Below are 15,104 nucleotides of genomic sequence, written 5' to 3' on the forward strand. Positions count from 1 at the left end.
GATACTTGCAGAGGTGGAAAGCACCTCATATGCTTGCCATTGTGGAAAATTCTCTTGACCCGTCCGAGCGCCTCCGGGCGCTGGAGCGCGCCGAGGCCGCGCCATACCTCGGGATGTCGGCGTCTCCCTGGTGGGTGCCTCCACTCTTCGGCGCATGGCTCGCTGCTCACCTCGCGTCGTTCGCGCTGTGGCGCGCCAGTGAACTCGCGTTCATCGCCATGACGGTCGCGCTCTGCGCGGGTATGGGAGCGTTCGTGGGCTGGCTCAGCCAACGAACAGGCGCCCTCCCTGTCCCCGGTCGCGGCACACCTCCGTCAGAGATCCGACACGAGTACCGGAGATACGCCGTCGGTGCGGTGGCTATTGCAGCCCTCGTGGTGTGCGCCTGGTGGTGGGCAGGTACGGCGGCAGCGTCCGTTTCCGTGTTCGTCCTGACGACTGCCGGGTTGTCCCTGTACCAGTACCGTTACCAACGCGCGGCGGCGTCTGTCAGGGAACGGCTCACATGACTGCGGGGAACCTTGATCCGGTCATCCATGCCCCCAAGCGTCTGATGGCGATGGCCGTGCTGGCGAATGCCGAGTTCGCCACATTCCAGTTCCTCAAGGAACACCTCGGGCTGACGGACTCGGACCTGTCCAAGCAGATGTCCACGCTCGAGTCAGTCGGCTACGTCGACGCCACCAAGCGCGGACGGGGGCCGGGGTCCACGACGACGTACACCATGACCCGGCAGGGTGCTCTGGCCTACCGGTCCCACCGCGCCGCCCTCTACGCCATGCTCGACGACCATGCAACTGCCGCGACGGGTTGTGCTGGCTGAATGGTCGGAGTGGGGTCGAACGCTCCTCGGAGCCCCGGGGCATACTCACCGGGTGTTCTGTGCGGTTGAGGTGAGAAAGGCCCACGTGGCCATCGAGGGTGTACCGACCCTGTCGCCGGTCTCGTTCTCCGTGCCTGAGGGCCAGTGCCTGGTCATCACCGGCAGCAACGGTTCAGGCAAGACCACCCTGCTGCGGGTGCTGGCAGGTCTGCAACGGCCCACCGGGGGCGCGGCGACCGTCCAAGGTCGCCGTTGCGACGAGCGAGACCACATCTTTCGTCGGGAGCTTGCCGCGCAGATCGGCCCTCCCCCCGTGGCGCGAGACCTGACCCTCGATGAGCACCTGCGCCTGGTCGCCCAGACCTGGCGCTCGAGGGGGACGAACTCACCGGAGCGGGCCACCGGGATCGTCCAGGAACTGGGTCTTGGTCATCTGATGTCCCGCTTCCCCCACCAGCTATCGTCCGGCCAGGCGCAGTTGTTCGCCCTGGCGCTGACGCTCGTTCGGCCCAGTTCGGTGCTGGTGCTGGACGAGCCGGAGCACCGGTTGGACGTCGACAGGATCGGCATGGTGATCGAGACCCTCCGTTCGCGGACCTGTGCCGGCACCACCGTCGTGCTGGCCACGCACGACTCCCGGTTCAGTTCCGAGCTGGGCGACCAGACCCTGCACCTGACGAGCGTGGCATGACCAGCGGTGCCGACGTGCTGTACCGGGTCTACGTGACCGTCCTGCTGCTGGCTGTCCTGGCCGGTCCCACCCTGTACACCTTGATGGTCTCCTTCAGCAGCCCTCCGCTGGTCACGTTCATCGAGCACGCACAGTTCCCGGCTCTCGTGGTGGCTGGCACTGGACTGCTGCTGGCCGCCGCTCTGGCCGCTGGCAGGACCCGTGGCCCCGTAGTCATGAGCCCGTTCAGGATCCACCTGATAGCTGGCGGTCCGCAGCCCCGCAGGGTGAGTCTTCGCGGCCGGTTCCGGTCCGTGTTGTTGCTGCTCCTACTCCTGGCGTCCGTCCTCGGTGCGGTCCCCCAAGCGGCGTTGTTACGTGCCGGGGCGGCTGGACCCACGACCCTCGGGGAGGGCGCGCTGGCGGGTGCGACGGTGGGGGTTCTCGTGGCGGTGGCCTGGTTGGCAGGACAGGCCCTGACCCCGCGGACCACGACCTGTGCGGCGGCAGCATGCCTGATCGTCATCGGAGGGCTGGCCCTGCGGTGGCCCGGCCCGCTGGGCCTGCCCGGACGGGGAGCGCTGTTCGCCGTAGCAGTGGGTCTGCTGGTGCTCGTCCCGCCGTTGCTCGACCGGCTCAGCGGGCCGATCTTGCTGGAGCAGGCGCGTCGTTGGCGCAGTGCCACGACCGCCGGTGGGGCCGGTGATCTGTCAGCCGCCGCAGGTGCCTACCGGACACGGCCGCGGCGCCCCGGACCGGTCCGTGCCGTCGGAGACAGCACGCTGCTGCCCGTTCTCTTCCTGCGCCGCGACCTGATCGGTGCGGCGCGTACCCCGGTCCGCAGCGTGGTTGCCGCGGCGGCGCTGTGCCTGGCGATCCTGGTGGGCGCCTTGTCCACCACGCTCCCGGACCAGATGACGTGGGTCGCCATCGGCACCTCCTCCGTGATGGGGTACCTGGCTCTGGGCGTGTGGAGCGACGGGTTCCGCCATGCGGTGGAGGCCAGCGCAGCACCGACCCTCTACGGTCTCTCCGATCACCAACTCGTGGGGATGCACGCCTTGCTGCCCTTCGCCGTGGTCCTGACCCTGGGACCTCTCGCCGGGCTTCTCGCCGTCCTGTTCGGAGGTCAACCTCTGATGGCGGCACTGGCCGTCGGCGGTGCGCTGTTCTGTGTCGTGGTCCGCATGTTCGACGCGGCCAAAGGCCCCATGCCGCTCATCCTGCTCATGCCTGCACCCACCCCGATGGGTGACGCCTCAGCAATTCCCATGGCCCTGTGGCAGGCCGACGCACTACTCCTCGCCACACTCGTGCCCACAGCCATTGGCGCCACAGCCCTCACGCTCGGCAGCGGCCTTCCCATTCTGGCCTACATACCCGCAACAGCAGCCGTGCTTGTCGCCCTACGCCAACGGGTCCGAACAACATAGTCCGGACCAGCATCTGCAACCGGCACCCGCTACAGCCGCCCCATCAGGTGACACCCGAGTGTGCGGCAGACCCTCCCGATTCAGGTGAGACTGCCGGGCGGGTGTCCGGGATCGTCGTCCGGGGCCGCTGGCCGCGACGACGGCATGCGGTCGAAGTCGGTGCGCGCCGCGATCTGACCCCGAGGGGGCGTCGAGCGCGAGCCCAGATCGATCACCTGACCATCTGAACCCTGACCCGAGGCAGAGTCCCCCGCGTGCGGGCTCAGCACCTCCAAGGGCACCAGGGCCGCCACCCCCTTGCCGTGCCGGGTGAGCACGATGCGCTCACCACCGAACCGGACCCGGTTCACCAACTCTGACAGTTGCCCACGGGCCTCAGAAACCGCCACTTCCTCGTCCATGACCACATGCTACGTTACGTACAAAACGTACAATTTGAAGGACGTGGCCCGATGAATGCTCCCCCACCACGCCGCGGATACGGCTGGCTTCTTGGCTCGACGGTCGGCGCCGCGATGGGCGACGGACTGTCGATGACGGCGCTTCCCCTACTGATCGCGAGCCAGACACGCGATCCGCTCGTGGTGTCGCTGCTGCAGGTGGCCAGCGGCTTGCCGTGGCTGCTGTTCGGTCTAGCGGCAGGCGCACTCGTCGATCGCTGGGACCGCCGTACGGTCATGTGGCGAACAGACCTCGCTCGCGTCGGTGTCGCCCTCGCACTCGGCCTCCTGGTCGTGCTCGATAGGGCGTCCGTGGCCCTGATCTTGGTCGCGGCCTTCCTGCTGGCCAGCGGAGCCACCCTGATCCGCAGCGCGGCACCAGCTCTACTGCCGACACTCGTCAACCGAGAAGACCTGGCAGCCGCGAACGGCCGCCTGCAAGCCGGAGCCATGCTTTCGGGAAGCTTCGCAGGTCCCTCTCTGGGCGGTGCTCTCTACGCCACCTCCGCGGCATCGCCCGTCATCGCCCAGACGCTCTCGCTCATACTTTCGGCGCTGTGCGCAGCTCGGATACCGAAGACGACGACGGCGCCTTCACCTCCTCGCGACCGACGATCGATCCGGCAGGAAGCTGCGGACGGCGTGCGCTGGCTGGCCTCGCACCGCGCGCTTCGCTCCATCGCCACAGGAACCGTTCTACTCTCGGCCGCAACCGGCGTTCTGCTCGCCGTGCTGGTCATCCACACCCTGGACTTCCTGCGCCTACCACCCACCGGCTACGGCATCCTGATCAGCGTCTACGCAATCGGCAGCGGGGCCGGCTCCCTGCTGACCTCCCGCCTTCACCGCTCTCTCGGAACCAACCGCTGCCTGCTGGCATCGGCGCTCCTTGGCACCGTCACGATCGGCGCACTTGCACTTGCCCCTACCCCGATCCTGGCCGGGTGCGCACTGTTCGGACTAGGCGTCGCGACCATGTTGTGGAACACCCTGGCCGTCACAATCCGCCAGGAACTGACCCCACGCCACCTGCTGGGGAGAGTGACGAGCGCCTTCAACGTCGTCGGGATCGGCGTCTCCCCGATCGCCGCCCTGCTCGGGGGACTCATCGCCTCCCTAGCCAACACGTCACTGGCAATCGGCGTCGCGAGCCTGCTATGCGCGATCGCGTGCGTCTTCCTATGGCGTCTGCCCGAGATCGACCAGGCCATCGCCGCCGCCCGGAAGGACTGACCGCAGCGACGGCGAACGTCAACGCGTGGACCAGGTCGCTCACCGCCGCCAGAAGCCCGACGCCCGTCGATTCGGGCCTTAGCTGCTACGGCGCTACCGCGGCCGCAACGTCGTCAGGCTGTGGGACTTGCTGGTCGGTGCAGTACACCAGTACGGCCGTGCTCAGTCTCTTCGGTCGTGACTTCCGGCCGGTGGCCCTCATTGGTCTCGGCCTGACCGACCCAGCCGCACAAGGTCTGCGATCAACCAGCGCTCATCCACCGGGCGCAGCCCACCCGACCTCGTCGCTGGATCACGCCGGAGATCGACCGACATTGGATCGTGAAGCAGTCCCCTAGCGGTGCCCGCACAACGGGCCAAGAGCAGAAGAGGCGTCGCAGGAGGCCCGAACGACTAGCACTGGGCGTCGCCGGTCACGGTAGAGATGGGACGCAGGAGCCGCTGGCGCCACCCCTGAAGGCAGCAGATCCGAGAATGTGTGACACAAACTGCAACCAGGCGCTGGACGCAGAACAGGTCAGCGCCCCTGCTTGAGGAGTGCTGACCTGCGGTGATGCTGGTGGGCGATACTGGGATCGAACCAGTGACCTCTTCCGTGTCAGGGAAGCGCGCTACCGCTGCGCCAATCGCCCGGGTCCGCGGCAGTCCTGAGCCGCGAACTGCGAGGTGGAGACGGGATTCGAACCCGTGTATACGGCTTTGCAGGCCGCTGCCTCGCCTCTCGGCCACTCCACCATCAAGGCATCCGGTGGTACTGCCTCCGAGCGGATGACCGGTCTCGAACCGGCGACCTTAACCTTGGCAAGGTTACGCTCTACCAACTGAGCTACATCCGCCTGCGCCGCTGTGACCAGCGGTGCGGAAGGAAACACTAGCCGACGCCTCGCCCGGTGCCAAATCTCGTCCGTGAGCCTTCACCGCGGCCCCGGTATGCCGTCCATCCCGGCCAGCTCCCGCTCCTCCTCCTCATCCGTCCGGGCCGCCGCAAGGCGCTCCTGCTCCTCCTGCCGGGCCGCGCGGCTCGCCTGCCGCTCCTCCCACCACTCGTTCACGCGTGCCTTCGGTCCGCGGTACTCCGGCGGCGGCCACAGCCGGCGGATCGCGGCGTTGAGCGAGGCCCCCACGAGCACGGCGAAGGACAGGAAGTACAGGTAGACCATCAGGATGATCGGCGCGGACAGCGGCCCGAAGACGGAGACCCCGCCGGAGGCCAGCTCCGCCCAGCGGCGGATGAGCACCGAGCTGACCACCCAGAAGATCACCGTCAGCAGCGCTCCCGGCAGGTCCCGCCAGAACGGCGACCGCTGCGGGGTGGAGACGTGGAACAGCCCCGTCAGGCTGACGAAGCCGAGCAGCCCCACCAGCGGCCAGTACAGCTCCACCAGCATCTCGAGCTCTGTGGGCAGCCAGCGCACCAGGTAACCGGGACCGATGAGCAGCAGCGGCAGCGTCATCCCCATCATCACCACCGCGCCGAGGTATGCCGTCAGCGACAGGATGCGCGCGGCCACCGGTCCGCGCTCCCCTCCCTGTCCGTACATGATCGAGATCGCGTCGAGGAAGATGTGCAGCGCCCGGGACCCCGACCACAGGGCGACCAGGAACCCGACCGAGAGGATGTCGGCACGGCCCGCGGTGAGCGTCTCCTGGAAGGTCGGCATGATCACCTGCTCCACCGTCTCCGGGGTCAGGAACGTCGAGGACCAGCGCTCCAGGGCGCTGCTCATCCGGTCCAACGTGGCCGGTCCCAGCCACTCGGAGGCGAAACCCGCGCCGGCGACCAGGGTCAGCAGCAGCGGCGGCAGCGACAGCAGGGTGAAGAAGGCGGCCTCGGCGGCCAGGCCCGTCGCGCGGTACCGGAAGGCGACCATCGCCGTCTCGGCGGTGACCCGGACCAGCGGCACGGCACCCGGGATCGGGGCGATGACCCGGCGCAGCCGCTGCCGGAACGTCGGGGCTGTGGGCACCCGCTCACGCTAGCCCCGGCACCCCGTGGGCACGGGGCGACGTGCCGAGGATCGCTTGGCGTCGCCCGTCCGCTCCCCCGGCCTCTAGACTGAACTGCTGGTGCCGACGCCGTCATACAGTTCTCACCCACCCCTGACAGAAAGCACCACCCGCATGGAGCTCTGGCCCGGTTCGGCCTATCCCCTCGGCGCGACCTTCGACGGTCGCGGCACCAACTTCGCGCTGTTCTCCGAGCACGCCACCGCCGTCGAGCTGTGCCTGGTCGACGAGCAGGACGTCGAGACCCGGTTGCCGCTGACCGAGGTCGACGCCCACGTCTGGCACGGCTACGTCCCCAACTGCCAGCCCGGTCAGCGCTACGGCTTCCGCGTGCACGGCCCGTACGAGCCGTCCGAGGGCCACCGGTTCAACCCGCACAAGCTCCTGCTGGACCCCTACGCCAAGGCGATCGACGGCCAGATCCAGGGGCACCAGGGCCTGTTCGCCTACGACTTCGGGGACCCGGCGTCCTACAACACCGAGGACTCCGCCGCGCACACCATGCTGGGCGTCGTGGTCAACCCGTTCTTCGACTGGGGGCACGACCGCCCGCCGAACCACGCCTACCACGACAGCGTGTTCTACGAGGCGCACGTCAAGGGCCTGACCATGAGCCACCCGGAGGTGCCGGAGGAGATCCGCGGCACCTATGCCGGGGTCGCCCACCCCGCCGTCGTGGAGCACCTGACCTCGCTCGGGGTGACCGCCATCGAGCTGCTGCCCGTGCACCAGTTCGTCGACGACCCGCACCTGCAGGACAAGGGCCTGGGCAACTACTGGGGCTACAACACGATCGGCTTCCTGGCGCCGCACAACGCCTACTCCGCCTACGGCCACGGCCAGCAGGTGACCGAGTTCAAGTCGATGGTCAAGACCCTGCACGAGGCCGGCATCGAGGTCATCCTCGACGTGGTCTACAACCACACCGCCGAGGGCAACCACCTGGGCCCGACGTTGTCCTTCCGGGGCATCGACAACGCCAGCTACTACCGGCTCGTCGACTTCGACAAGGCGCACTACTACGACACCACCGGCACCGGAAACAGCCTGCTCATGCGCTCACCGCACGTGCTGCAGCTGATCATGGACAGCCTGCGCTACTGGGTCACCGAGATGCACGTCGACGGCTTCCGCTTCGACCTCGCCGCGACCCTGGCCCGCCAGTTCCACGAGGTCGACAAGCTCTCCGCCTTCTTCGACATCGTCCAGCAGGACCCGATCATCTCCCAGACCAAGCTCATCGCCGAGCCGTGGGACCTGGGCGACGGCGGCTACCAGGTCGGCAACTTCCCGCCCCTGTGGACGGAGTGGAACGGCAAGTACCGGGACACCGTCCGCGACTTCTGGAGGGGCGCACCGGCGACCATGGGCGAGTTCGCCTCCCGCCTCACCGGGTCCTCCGACCTCTACGAGCACAGCGGCCGCCGTCCCTACGCCTCGATCAACTTCGTCGTCGCGCACGACGGCTTCACCCTGCGGGACCTGGTCTCCTACAACGAGAAGCACAACGAGGCCAACGGCGAGGGCGGCCAGGACGGTGAGGACCACAACCGGTCCTGGAACTGCGGTGTCGAGGGCCCCAGCGACGACCCCGAGGTGGAGTCGCTCCGGCTGCGCCAGCAGAAGAACTTCCTGGCCACCCTGATGCTCAGCCAGGGCGTGCCGATGCTCGCCCACGGCGACGAGATGGGCCGCACCCAGGAGGGCAACAACAACGTCTACTGCCAGGACAACGAGCTGTCCTGGATGGACTGGGACCTGGACGACGCCCAGAGCGAACTGCTGGACTTCACCTCCACGCTGATCGCCCTGCGCCGCGACCACCCCGTCTTCCGCCGTCGGCGCTTCTTCGCGGGTGACGCCGAGCACGGCGGGCAGAGCGACCTCGGCGACATCGTCTGGTACTCCCCCGACGGCTCGGTGATGACCGCGCAGGGCTGGGACAGCCACGAGCAGGCCGTCATGGTCTTCCTCAACGGCGAGGCCATCAGCGACCGGGACGAGACCGGGCGGGTGCTCACCGACGACCACTTCCTGCTGCTCTTCAACGGCCACCACGAACCGGTCGACTTCACCGTCCCGGACGGGATGGACACCCCGACCTGGCAGGTGGTCATCGACACCAGCGGCGACGACCTGGACGACGACGTGCCCTGGCAGACCGGGATGACCCACCAGATGCCGGCCCGCGCGGTCGTCGTCCTGCAGGCCACCCCGGACGCCGAGGACTAGGAGGAGGCGAGCCTCTCCTGGGCGGCGGCCACGTCGAAGTCGGCCTCCGGCCAGGACAGGTCCAACCCGCGCAGGTGCTCCAGGAGCAGCTGCTGCACGGCCAGCCGGGCATACCACTTGCGGTCTGCCGGCACCACGAACCAGGGCGCGTGCGCGGGGCTGCACCGCTCCAGCAGCGCCTGGTACGCCTCCTGGTAGGCGGGCCAGTGCTCACGCTCGTCAAGGTCGCCCGGGTTGAACTTCCAGTACTTGTCCGGGCGCTCCAACCGCTCCCCGAGCCGGGCCTTCTGCTCCTCCGGCGAGATGTGCATCATCACCTTGATCACGGTGACGCCGTCCTCGACCAGCTTCTCCTCGAAGGTGTTGATGGTGGCGTAGCGACGCCGCCACTGGGCCGGCGGGACCAGGTCGTGCACCCGCACGATGAGGACGTCCTCGTAGTGCGAGCGGTCGAAGACGCCGATCATCCCCGGGTCGGGCAGCGCCTTGCGGATCCGCCACAGGAAGGGGTTGCTGCGCTCCTCCGCGGTCGGCGCCTTGAAGGCGGTCAGCTCGACGCCCTGCGGGTCGACGGCACCCACCACGTGCCGCATGATGCCGCCCTTGCCGGAGGTGTCCATGCCCTGCACCACCAGCAGCACCCGGTTCCGGCCGCCGGCCCTGCTGCTCGCGTAGAGCTTCTCCTGCAGCGTGTCGAGCTCGTCGTCGGCCGCCGCCAGCGCGGCCTTCCCCTCGTCCTTCTTGCCGTCGAAGGCGGGGGTGGCCCGCGGGTCCAGGTCCGTCAGCGTGAACCCGTCCTGGACGCGCAGCGCGTCGGTGAACGGGGACGGCGACACCTGCACCGGGGTCGTGGTCTTCTTCTTCGCCTTCGTCTTCGTCTTCGTGGACTTCTTCTTCGAGCTCTTCGACGTCTTCGTGGCCATCCGGTCAGTCTTCCACGGTCAGCGGAGCCGTGTCCGGACCAACAGGTCGCCCTCCCACTCCAGCAGGTGCGTCGCGCGTCCCAGCAGGTCAGGTCCCGACGACCCACCCCCGTTCGACCGCAGCGGCTGCAGCAGCGGACCGGACCCACCGGCCAGCACCGGGCGGACGGTCACGCAGAGCTCGTCCACCACCCCCTGACCCACCCAGCTCGCGAACAGCTCCGGGCCGCCCTCCAGCAGCACCCGGACCCAGCCGTGGTCCCGGAGCAGCGCCAGCACCTGCTCCGCCTCGACGTCCTGGCCTCCCCCGTCCACCACCAGCACGTCCTCCACCTCCCGAAGCTCCTCGGGGACCTCGGCCACCGCCCGGGCCACCACCACCAGCGGGGAGGTCGACAGCGGGGCATACCCCTCGGCCCGGGCGGTCCCGGCGCCGACCACGACGACGTCCGCCCACTCCCGCAGCGCACCGAAGACCGCGTGGTCCCCCGGGGAGCCGGCGTTCAGGCTGCCGCTGCGTCCGTCCGCGCCGGTCACCCTGCCGTCCAGGGTGGTCACGAACCCGGCGCGCACCCACGCCGGTCGCGGGGCGGCATACCAGTCGGCGAGCTCCTCCGGGCCCAGCGGCCCGGCCGCCAGCCGCACGCTCACCGCAGGAAGGAGGCCACGAGGTCCTCCCACAGCGAGGGGTTGGTGTTCCACTCCTGGCAGTGCCGCGCCCGGGGCCAGACGAAGGTCTGCACCAGGCCGGGCCGTCGCCGGGACAGGTCCTGGGACGGGCCGAAGGGCACCGTCTGGTCGGTGGCCGAGTGGATGATGAAGATGCGGTGCCCCACCTCGTCCGCCCGGTCGATCCAGTTCGTGGCCGCCACGTCCACCGGCTCCGCGATCCGCAGCAGGTGGTGCGAGAGGCGGCTGCGCATCAGGCCCCGGGCCAGCCGTTCGATGGGTCGCGGGATGAAGTGCAGGTCCGCCTGGTGCGCCAGCACCGAGCCCCAGTCGATGACAGGGGCGTCCAGCACCACCCGGTGCACGCGGTGCGCCACCGGGGACCGGTTCAGGGCCTGCAGCACCACCGCACCGCCCATCGACCAGCCGACCAGGACCAGCCGGCGCGCCCCGTGCGCGAGGGCGTACCGCATGGCCGCGTCGATGTCCTGCCACTCGGACAGGCCCAGGCTGTAGCGCCCGTCGCTCGAGGGAGGGGCACCCACGTCGTTGCGGTACATCGGGACCAGGCAGGTCAGCCCGAGCCGGTGCAGCACCGGGACCGCGCGCAGCGTCTCGGCCCGTTGGGCGCTGCGGCCGTGCACCAGGATCGCCCAGTCACCTCTGTCGGTCTCCGGCTCCGGGCGCACCAGCCAGGTGGGCAGGTCGCCGATGTCGGAGGTGACGAGCACGTCCTCGTGCGGCAGGCCGTGGGCGGTGGTGGGGTCGCCGCTGTAGAAGTACCCGTTCCACCGGGCGGGTCCCGGGCCCAGGTCCCCGCGGTCGACCCCCAGCAGCCGCCGGGTCACGGTGGCCGTCCCACGGTGGGCCCGGCCCTCCTCCGCCGCCGTCTCCTCCAGCACCTCCCCCAGCCGCGCGTGCCCCTGGCCGCCGTCCAGCCACAGCCCGAACCGGCCGGGCGAGGTGGTCTGGACGTCGGCCCGCAGGGTCACGGTCCCGGCCTCGGCGTCCACCGCCAGCACGGTGACGTCGTCCTTCTTCTCGTGCTCGGGGGTGATCACCCGGTGCGCGAAGTAGGTGGCGGTGCCCATCGAGACCGCCCCGCCGAGGGCTGCTCCCCCGGCGACGCTCGCCCCCACCACCGCGGCCCGCCGCGCCGTCCCGGTGACCGCCCTCGTCGCGTCCCCCATCAGTGCCCGCGCGGGGTGACCGGTGCGCCGAGGACGTCGGCCAGCGGGAAGTCCTGGACCAGCTCGAGCTGGTCGTAGGTGCAGCTGGCCGGCTCCCGGTCCTGCCGCCAGCGCACGAACTGGGCGGTATGCCGGAACCTGTCCCCCTCGAGGTAGTCGTAGCGCACCTCGACCACCCGTTCCGGACGCAACGGCGTGAAGGACAGGTCCTTGCCCGCGGCCCAGCGCGACCCCTCGCTCTTGCGCGGGGTCCGGTCCCCCGCGACCAGCTGCGCCGCCCAGTCCCACGGGTGGCCCTCGAACTCGGTGACCAGGGGCGCGAGCTCGGTGAACAGCTCCCGGCGGCGGGCCATCGTGAAGGCGGAGGAGACGCCGACGTGAGCGAGCCGGCCGTCCTCGGCATACAGGCCCAGCAGCAGGGAGCCGACGGCCTCGTCGCTGCTCTTGTGGGTGCGGTACCCGGCGACCACGCAGTCCGCGGTGCGGGTGTGCTTGAGCTTGGTGAGCACCCGCTTGCCCGGTTGGTAGACGGCTTCGGGGTCCTTGCCGATGACCCCGTCCAGCCCGGCCCCCTCGAAGTCCGCGAACCAGCGCATCGCCAGCTCCGCGTCGTCGGTCAGCGGCGACAGGTGCACCGAGCCGGCCGAGTGCGCCGGGAGCACCGACTCCAGGCGTTCGCGCCGCTGGCGGAAGGGCAGACCCGTCAGGTCCTCGTCGCCCAGCGCGAGCAGGTCGAAGGCCACGAACGCGGCGGGCGTCGACCCGGCCAGCATCCGGACCCGTGAGTCCGCCGGGTGGATGCGCTGACCGAGGGCCTCGAAGTCCAGCCGCTCACCGGCCGGGTCGGCGAGCACGATCTCCCCGTCCACCACGCAGCGCGGCGGGAGCTCGCGCCGGACCGCGTTGACGAGCTCGGGGAAGTAGCGGGTCATCAGCTTCTCGTTGCGCGAGCCCAGCTCCACCTCCTCCCCGTCGCGGAACACGATCGAGCGGAAGCCGTCCCACTTCGGGTCGTACAGCCATCCGGGCGGCAGCACCGCGGCGGGCTTGGCCAGCATCGGGCTCACCGGGGGCATCACGGGCAGGTCCACAGGGGTCAGTCTGCCTGATCGCACCGACATGCGCCGGGTGCCCGGGATCGCCACGTACGCTCAGCCGTGATGACACGCCTGACCCCCATCTCCGGCACGGTGAAGGAGTATGCCTGGGGTGCCGCCGGCGGGATCGCCGACGCCCTGGGGCAGCGGTCGACCGGCACGCCCGAGGCCGAGCTGTGGCTCGGCGCCCACCCGGGTGCGCCGAGCCGCCCTGCCGACCCCACCGACGGCGGGTGGCCGGACCTGGCCGCCTGGGAACGGGAGAGCGGGCAGCGACTGCCCTACCTGCTCAAGCTGCTGGCCGTGGGTGCGCCGCTGTCGGTGCAGGCCCACCCCGGCGCCGAGCAGGGACGCTCCGGTCACCGCCGCGAGCAGGGGGCCGGTGTCCCGGTCGAGGACCGCGCCCGCAGCTACCGGGACCCGCACGGCAAACCCGAGCTGCTGATCGCCGTCGAGGACGGCTTCGACGGGATGAGCGGCTTCCGTCCGCCGGCCGAGACCCTGGCCCTGCTGGAGCTGGTCACCGCCAGGACCGAGGAGGACCCGCCGGGTGCCGGGCTGCGGCACTGGCAGCACCTGCTCAGCGACGCCCCGGACGCGACGTCGGCGATCCGGGACGCGGTCTCCTGGCTGCTCTCCGGAGACCCACGCGTCGCCTCCACGGTGCAGGCGCTGAGCAGCGCGGACCTGCGACCGCTGCCCGAGCACGACCTGGTGGCGCTGCTCGCCCGGCACCACCCCGGGGACCCCGGGATCGCCCTGGCACTGATGCTCAACCGGGTCCGGCTGGGCGCGGGAGAGGCGCTGTGGATCCCACCGGGTCAGGTGCACTGCTACCTGTCCGGGCTGGGCGTGGAGCTGATGGGCCCCAGCGACACCGTGCTGCGCGGCGGGCTCACCGACAAGCACGTGGACGTCGCCGAGCTGCTGCAGGTGCTGGACTTCACCCCCGGCCCGGCCCCGCGCCTGGTGCCGGTCGAGGTGGGGCCGAGCGCGAGCGCATACCGGCCGCGGACGGTGCCCTCGGGCGCGGACGTCTCCTTCGAGCTGGTGCACGTGCGTGGCGACGCCGAGCTGGTCACCGGGACCGCGTCCATCGCACTGGTGCTGCAGGGTCGCTTCGAGGTGACCGTCGACGGCGACACCCGCGAGCTCGCGCGCGGGCAGGCGTGCCTCGCCGACGGCGCAGGGACCTGGTCCCTGCGCGGGCAGGGGTCGCTCTACCTGGCGACCACGCTCACCGGCTGAGGCGCTCCGACCTCAGCCCTAGATCCTGTTCCCCTGCTCGTCCCAGTGCTCGGCGACCTTCTTGCTCGGCTGCACCCGGGGCGGCTCCCCCGGCATCTTGGGGTGGTCCGGGGGGAAGTTCAGCTCCCCCAGACCCCGCTCGAGGTCGGCCTCCCAGAGGGCGTAGGCGGCGTCGACGACCCCCGGATCCCGGTGCAGACCCTCCCAGGCGTCGCCGTGCTCGGCGAGGAAGCCGGGGACGGTGTGCACGGTCAGCGAGGCGGGATCCACCTCACCCAGCCGGTCCCAGGTGAGCGGCACCGACACCGGTGCCCCGGGCAGGATGCGCGGGCTCCAGGCGGCGGCCAGGGTGCGGTCCCGGGTGGCCTGGTTGTAGTCGACGAAGATCTTGCTCCCCCGCTCCTCCTTCCACCACGCGGTGGTCACCAGGTCCGGCATCCGGCGCTCCAGCTCACGGGCCAGGCCGATGACCGCGTGCCGCACCTCGAGGAACTCCAGCCGGGGCTCGACGGCGGCGAAGACGTGCACCCCCCGGTTGCCGGTCGTCTTGACGAACGGGGTGAGCCCGGCGTCGGTCATCACCTCGCGCAACCCCCGCGCCGCCTCGACGACGTCCGCGAACGCACGACCCGGCTGTGGGTCCAGGTCGATGCGGACCTCGTCGGGGTGGTCGTTGTCACCGGAACGGACCGGCCAGGGGTGCCAGGTGACGGTGCCCATCTGCGCGGTCCACAGCAGGGTCGCCGCGTCGTCGACGACGAGCTGGGGGTGGCTGCGGCCGGAGGGGTAGGTGCAGATGGTCGTCCGGGAGAAGTCGGGCACCCCCTTCGGCGGGTTCTTGGAGTAGAACTCCTCACCCTCGATCCCACCGCGCACCCGCTGCAGGGTGACCGGCCGGTCGGCCAGCCCGCGCAGCATCGGGACCGCCACCGCGTCCAGGTATGCCGCGAGGTCGGCCTTGGTGATCGCCGGTCCGTGGTCGGTGGCCGGCCAGACCACCTTGTCCGGGCTGGAGAGGCGGACCTCCCGGGGGTGACCGTCCGGTCCGGCGGCGGTCAGCGTCAGCGCGTCGGCAGGCATACCGTCAGAATGTAGTCGCACGACGCTCGCCCGGTCGCGGCACGACGCTCGCCCGGTCG

At 70.3% G+C, this 15,104-nt stretch carries 14 protein-coding genes and 3 tRNA genes; 7 read left to right on the forward strand and 10 right to left on the reverse strand.

Translation table 11 applies throughout. From position 1 onward, the window contains the following. Positions 1 to 29: 29 nt before the first annotated feature. The 4 genes from ACI3EY_RS07130 to ACI3EY_RS07145 all read left to right on the forward strand — a co-directional run bounded on the left by ACI3EY_RS07130 (position 30) and on the right by ACI3EY_RS07145 (position 2,926). Positions 30 to 509, forward strand: a complete 480-nt coding sequence (locus ACI3EY_RS07130; RefSeq protein WP_405039920.1) for a hypothetical protein — start codon at positions 30 to 32, stop codon at positions 507 to 509. Next, positions 506 to 823 (forward strand): transcriptional regulator, encoded by a 318-nt coding sequence (locus tag ACI3EY_RS07135; protein ID WP_405039921.1) that lies wholly within the window; start codon positions 506 to 508, stop codon positions 821 to 823. Before ACI3EY_RS07130 ends, ACI3EY_RS07135 begins: the two co-directional genes overlap by 4 nt. Positions 824 to 908: 85 nt before the next feature. Next, positions 909 to 1,514, forward strand: a complete 606-nt coding sequence (locus tag ACI3EY_RS07140) for an ABC transporter ATP-binding protein (RefSeq protein WP_405039922.1) — start codon at positions 909 to 911, stop codon at positions 1,512 to 1,514. Continuing rightward, positions 1,511 to 2,926 carry a hypothetical protein gene (locus tag ACI3EY_RS07145; RefSeq protein ID WP_405039923.1) on the forward strand — a complete coding sequence of 472 codons (1,416 nt, stop codon included), beginning with the start codon at positions 1,511 to 1,513 and terminating at the stop codon, positions 2,924 to 2,926. The genes ACI3EY_RS07140 and ACI3EY_RS07145 overlap by 4 nt, the downstream gene beginning before the upstream one ends. An 80-nt stretch (positions 2,927 to 3,006) precedes the next feature. Here ACI3EY_RS07145 and ACI3EY_RS07150 read toward each other — a convergent pair whose 3' ends face one another. Then, complete coding sequence (locus tag ACI3EY_RS07150; RefSeq protein WP_405039924.1) at positions 3,007 to 3,327, reverse strand: type II toxin-antitoxin system Phd/YefM family antitoxin; 321 nt, start codon at positions 3,325 to 3,327, stop codon at positions 3,007 to 3,009. A gap of 51 nt (positions 3,328 to 3,378) precedes the next feature. Between ACI3EY_RS07150 and ACI3EY_RS07155 the strand changes: the two genes are divergently transcribed. After that, the gene (locus tag ACI3EY_RS07155; RefSeq protein ID WP_405039925.1) at positions 3,379 to 4,599 is read left to right on the forward strand and encodes an MFS transporter; all 1,221 of its coding nucleotides are present in this window, start codon (positions 3,379 to 3,381) and stop codon (positions 4,597 to 4,599) included. Positions 4,600 to 5,156: 557 nt separating this feature from the next. On the opposite strand, the gene ACI3EY_RS07160 is transcribed toward ACI3EY_RS07155, so the two are convergent. From ACI3EY_RS07160 to ACI3EY_RS07175, 4 genes are all read right to left on the reverse strand, one after another. After that, positions 5,157 to 5,231, reverse strand: a tRNA-Val gene (locus ACI3EY_RS07160). Positions 5,232 to 5,263: 32 nt separating this feature from the next. Further along, positions 5,264 to 5,334 (reverse strand) — tRNA-Cys (locus ACI3EY_RS07165). 28 nt (positions 5,335 to 5,362) lie between these two features. Then, positions 5,363 to 5,435, reverse strand: a tRNA-Gly gene (locus ACI3EY_RS07170). A gap of 78 nt (positions 5,436 to 5,513) precedes the next feature. Then, positions 5,514 to 6,566: a YihY/virulence factor BrkB family protein gene (locus tag ACI3EY_RS07175; protein WP_405038145.1), complete on the reverse strand. Its 1,053-nt coding sequence runs from the start codon at positions 6,564 to 6,566 to the stop codon at positions 5,514 to 5,516. A 154-nt stretch (positions 6,567 to 6,720) separates the two neighbouring features. Here ACI3EY_RS07175 and glgX point away from each other — a divergent pair, with 154 nt between their 5' ends. Beyond that, complete coding sequence (glgX, locus tag ACI3EY_RS07180; protein ID WP_405038144.1) at positions 6,721 to 8,838, forward strand: glycogen debranching protein GlgX; 2,118 nt, start codon at positions 6,721 to 6,723, stop codon at positions 8,836 to 8,838. Here the strand turns inward: glgX and ACI3EY_RS07185 are convergent. The 4 genes from ACI3EY_RS07185 to ACI3EY_RS07200 are packed head-to-tail and all read right to left on the reverse strand — an operon-like array spanning position 8,835 to position 12,711. After that, on the reverse strand, positions 8,835 to 9,761 hold the full coding sequence (locus tag ACI3EY_RS07185; RefSeq protein WP_405039926.1) for a PPK2 family polyphosphate kinase: 927 nt from the start codon (positions 9,759 to 9,761) through the stop codon (positions 8,835 to 8,837). The genes glgX and ACI3EY_RS07185 overlap by 4 nt on opposite strands. Positions 9,762 to 9,779: 18 nt before the next feature. Beyond that, a complete protein-coding gene (locus ACI3EY_RS07190) occupies positions 9,780 to 10,412 on the reverse strand; it encodes a dihydrofolate reductase family protein (RefSeq protein WP_405039927.1) in 633 nt (210 codons plus the stop codon). Then, a complete protein-coding gene (locus ACI3EY_RS07195; RefSeq protein ID WP_405039928.1) occupies positions 10,409 to 11,620 on the reverse strand; it encodes an alpha/beta hydrolase in 1,212 nt (403 codons plus the stop codon). Before ACI3EY_RS07195 ends, ACI3EY_RS07190 begins: the two co-directional genes overlap by 4 nt. Then, positions 11,620 to 12,711 (reverse strand): ATP-dependent DNA ligase, encoded by a 1,092-nt coding sequence (locus ACI3EY_RS07200; protein WP_405039929.1) that lies wholly within the window; start codon positions 12,709 to 12,711, stop codon positions 11,620 to 11,622. Before ACI3EY_RS07200 ends, ACI3EY_RS07195 begins: the two co-directional genes overlap by 1 nt. 69 nt (positions 12,712 to 12,780) lie before the next feature. On the opposite strand from ACI3EY_RS07200, the gene manA reads away from it, so the two are divergent. Then, a complete protein-coding gene (gene manA, locus ACI3EY_RS07205; RefSeq protein WP_405039930.1) occupies positions 12,781 to 13,965 on the forward strand; it encodes a mannose-6-phosphate isomerase, class I in 1,185 nt (394 codons plus the stop codon). Between the two features lie 18 nt (positions 13,966 to 13,983). Here the strand turns inward: manA and ligD are convergent, their stop codons facing one another. Then, positions 13,984 to 15,045 carry a non-homologous end-joining DNA ligase gene (gene ligD, locus ACI3EY_RS07210; RefSeq protein ID WP_405039931.1) on the reverse strand — a complete coding sequence of 354 codons (1,062 nt, stop codon included), beginning with the start codon at positions 15,043 to 15,045 and terminating at the stop codon, positions 13,984 to 13,986. Between the last annotated feature and the right edge of the window lie 59 nt (positions 15,046 to 15,104).

Source organism: Serinicoccus shuyuelongi (assembly GCF_045032955.1).
Classification (GTDB): domain Bacteria; phylum Actinomycetota; class Actinomycetes; order Actinomycetales; family Dermatophilaceae; genus Ornithinicoccus.

Coding starts and splice junctions, on each gene's coding strand:
- ACI3EY_RS07185 (WP_405039926.1), bottom strand. CDS start 9,761: ATGGCCACGAAGACGTCGAAGAGCTCGAAGAAGAAGTCCACGAAGACG.
- manA (WP_405039930.1), top strand. CDS start 12,781: ATGACACGCCTGACCCCCATCTCCGGCACGGTGAAGGAGTATGCCTGG.
- glgX (WP_405038144.1), top strand. CDS start 6,721: ATGGAGCTCTGGCCCGGTTCGGCCTATCCCCTCGGCGCGACCTTCGAC.
- ACI3EY_RS07130 (WP_405039920.1), top strand. CDS start 30: ATGCTTGCCATTGTGGAAAATTCTCTTGACCCGTCCGAGCGCCTCCGG.
- ACI3EY_RS07155 (WP_405039925.1), top strand. CDS start 3,379: ATGAATGCTCCCCCACCACGCCGCGGATACGGCTGGCTTCTTGGCTCG.
- ACI3EY_RS07135 (WP_405039921.1), top strand. CDS start 506: ATGACTGCGGGGAACCTTGATCCGGTCATCCATGCCCCCAAGCGTCTG.
- ACI3EY_RS07150 (WP_405039924.1), bottom strand. CDS start 3,327: ATGGACGAGGAAGTGGCGGTTTCTGAGGCCCGTGGGCAACTGTCAGAG.
- ligD (WP_405039931.1), bottom strand. CDS start 15,045: ATGCCTGCCGACGCGCTGACGCTGACCGCCGCCGGACCGGACGGTCAC.
- ACI3EY_RS07145 (WP_405039923.1), top strand. CDS start 1,511: ATGACCAGCGGTGCCGACGTGCTGTACCGGGTCTACGTGACCGTCCTG.
- ACI3EY_RS07195 (WP_405039928.1), bottom strand. CDS start 11,620: ATGGGGGACGCGACGAGGGCGGTCACCGGGACGGCGCGGCGGGCCGCG.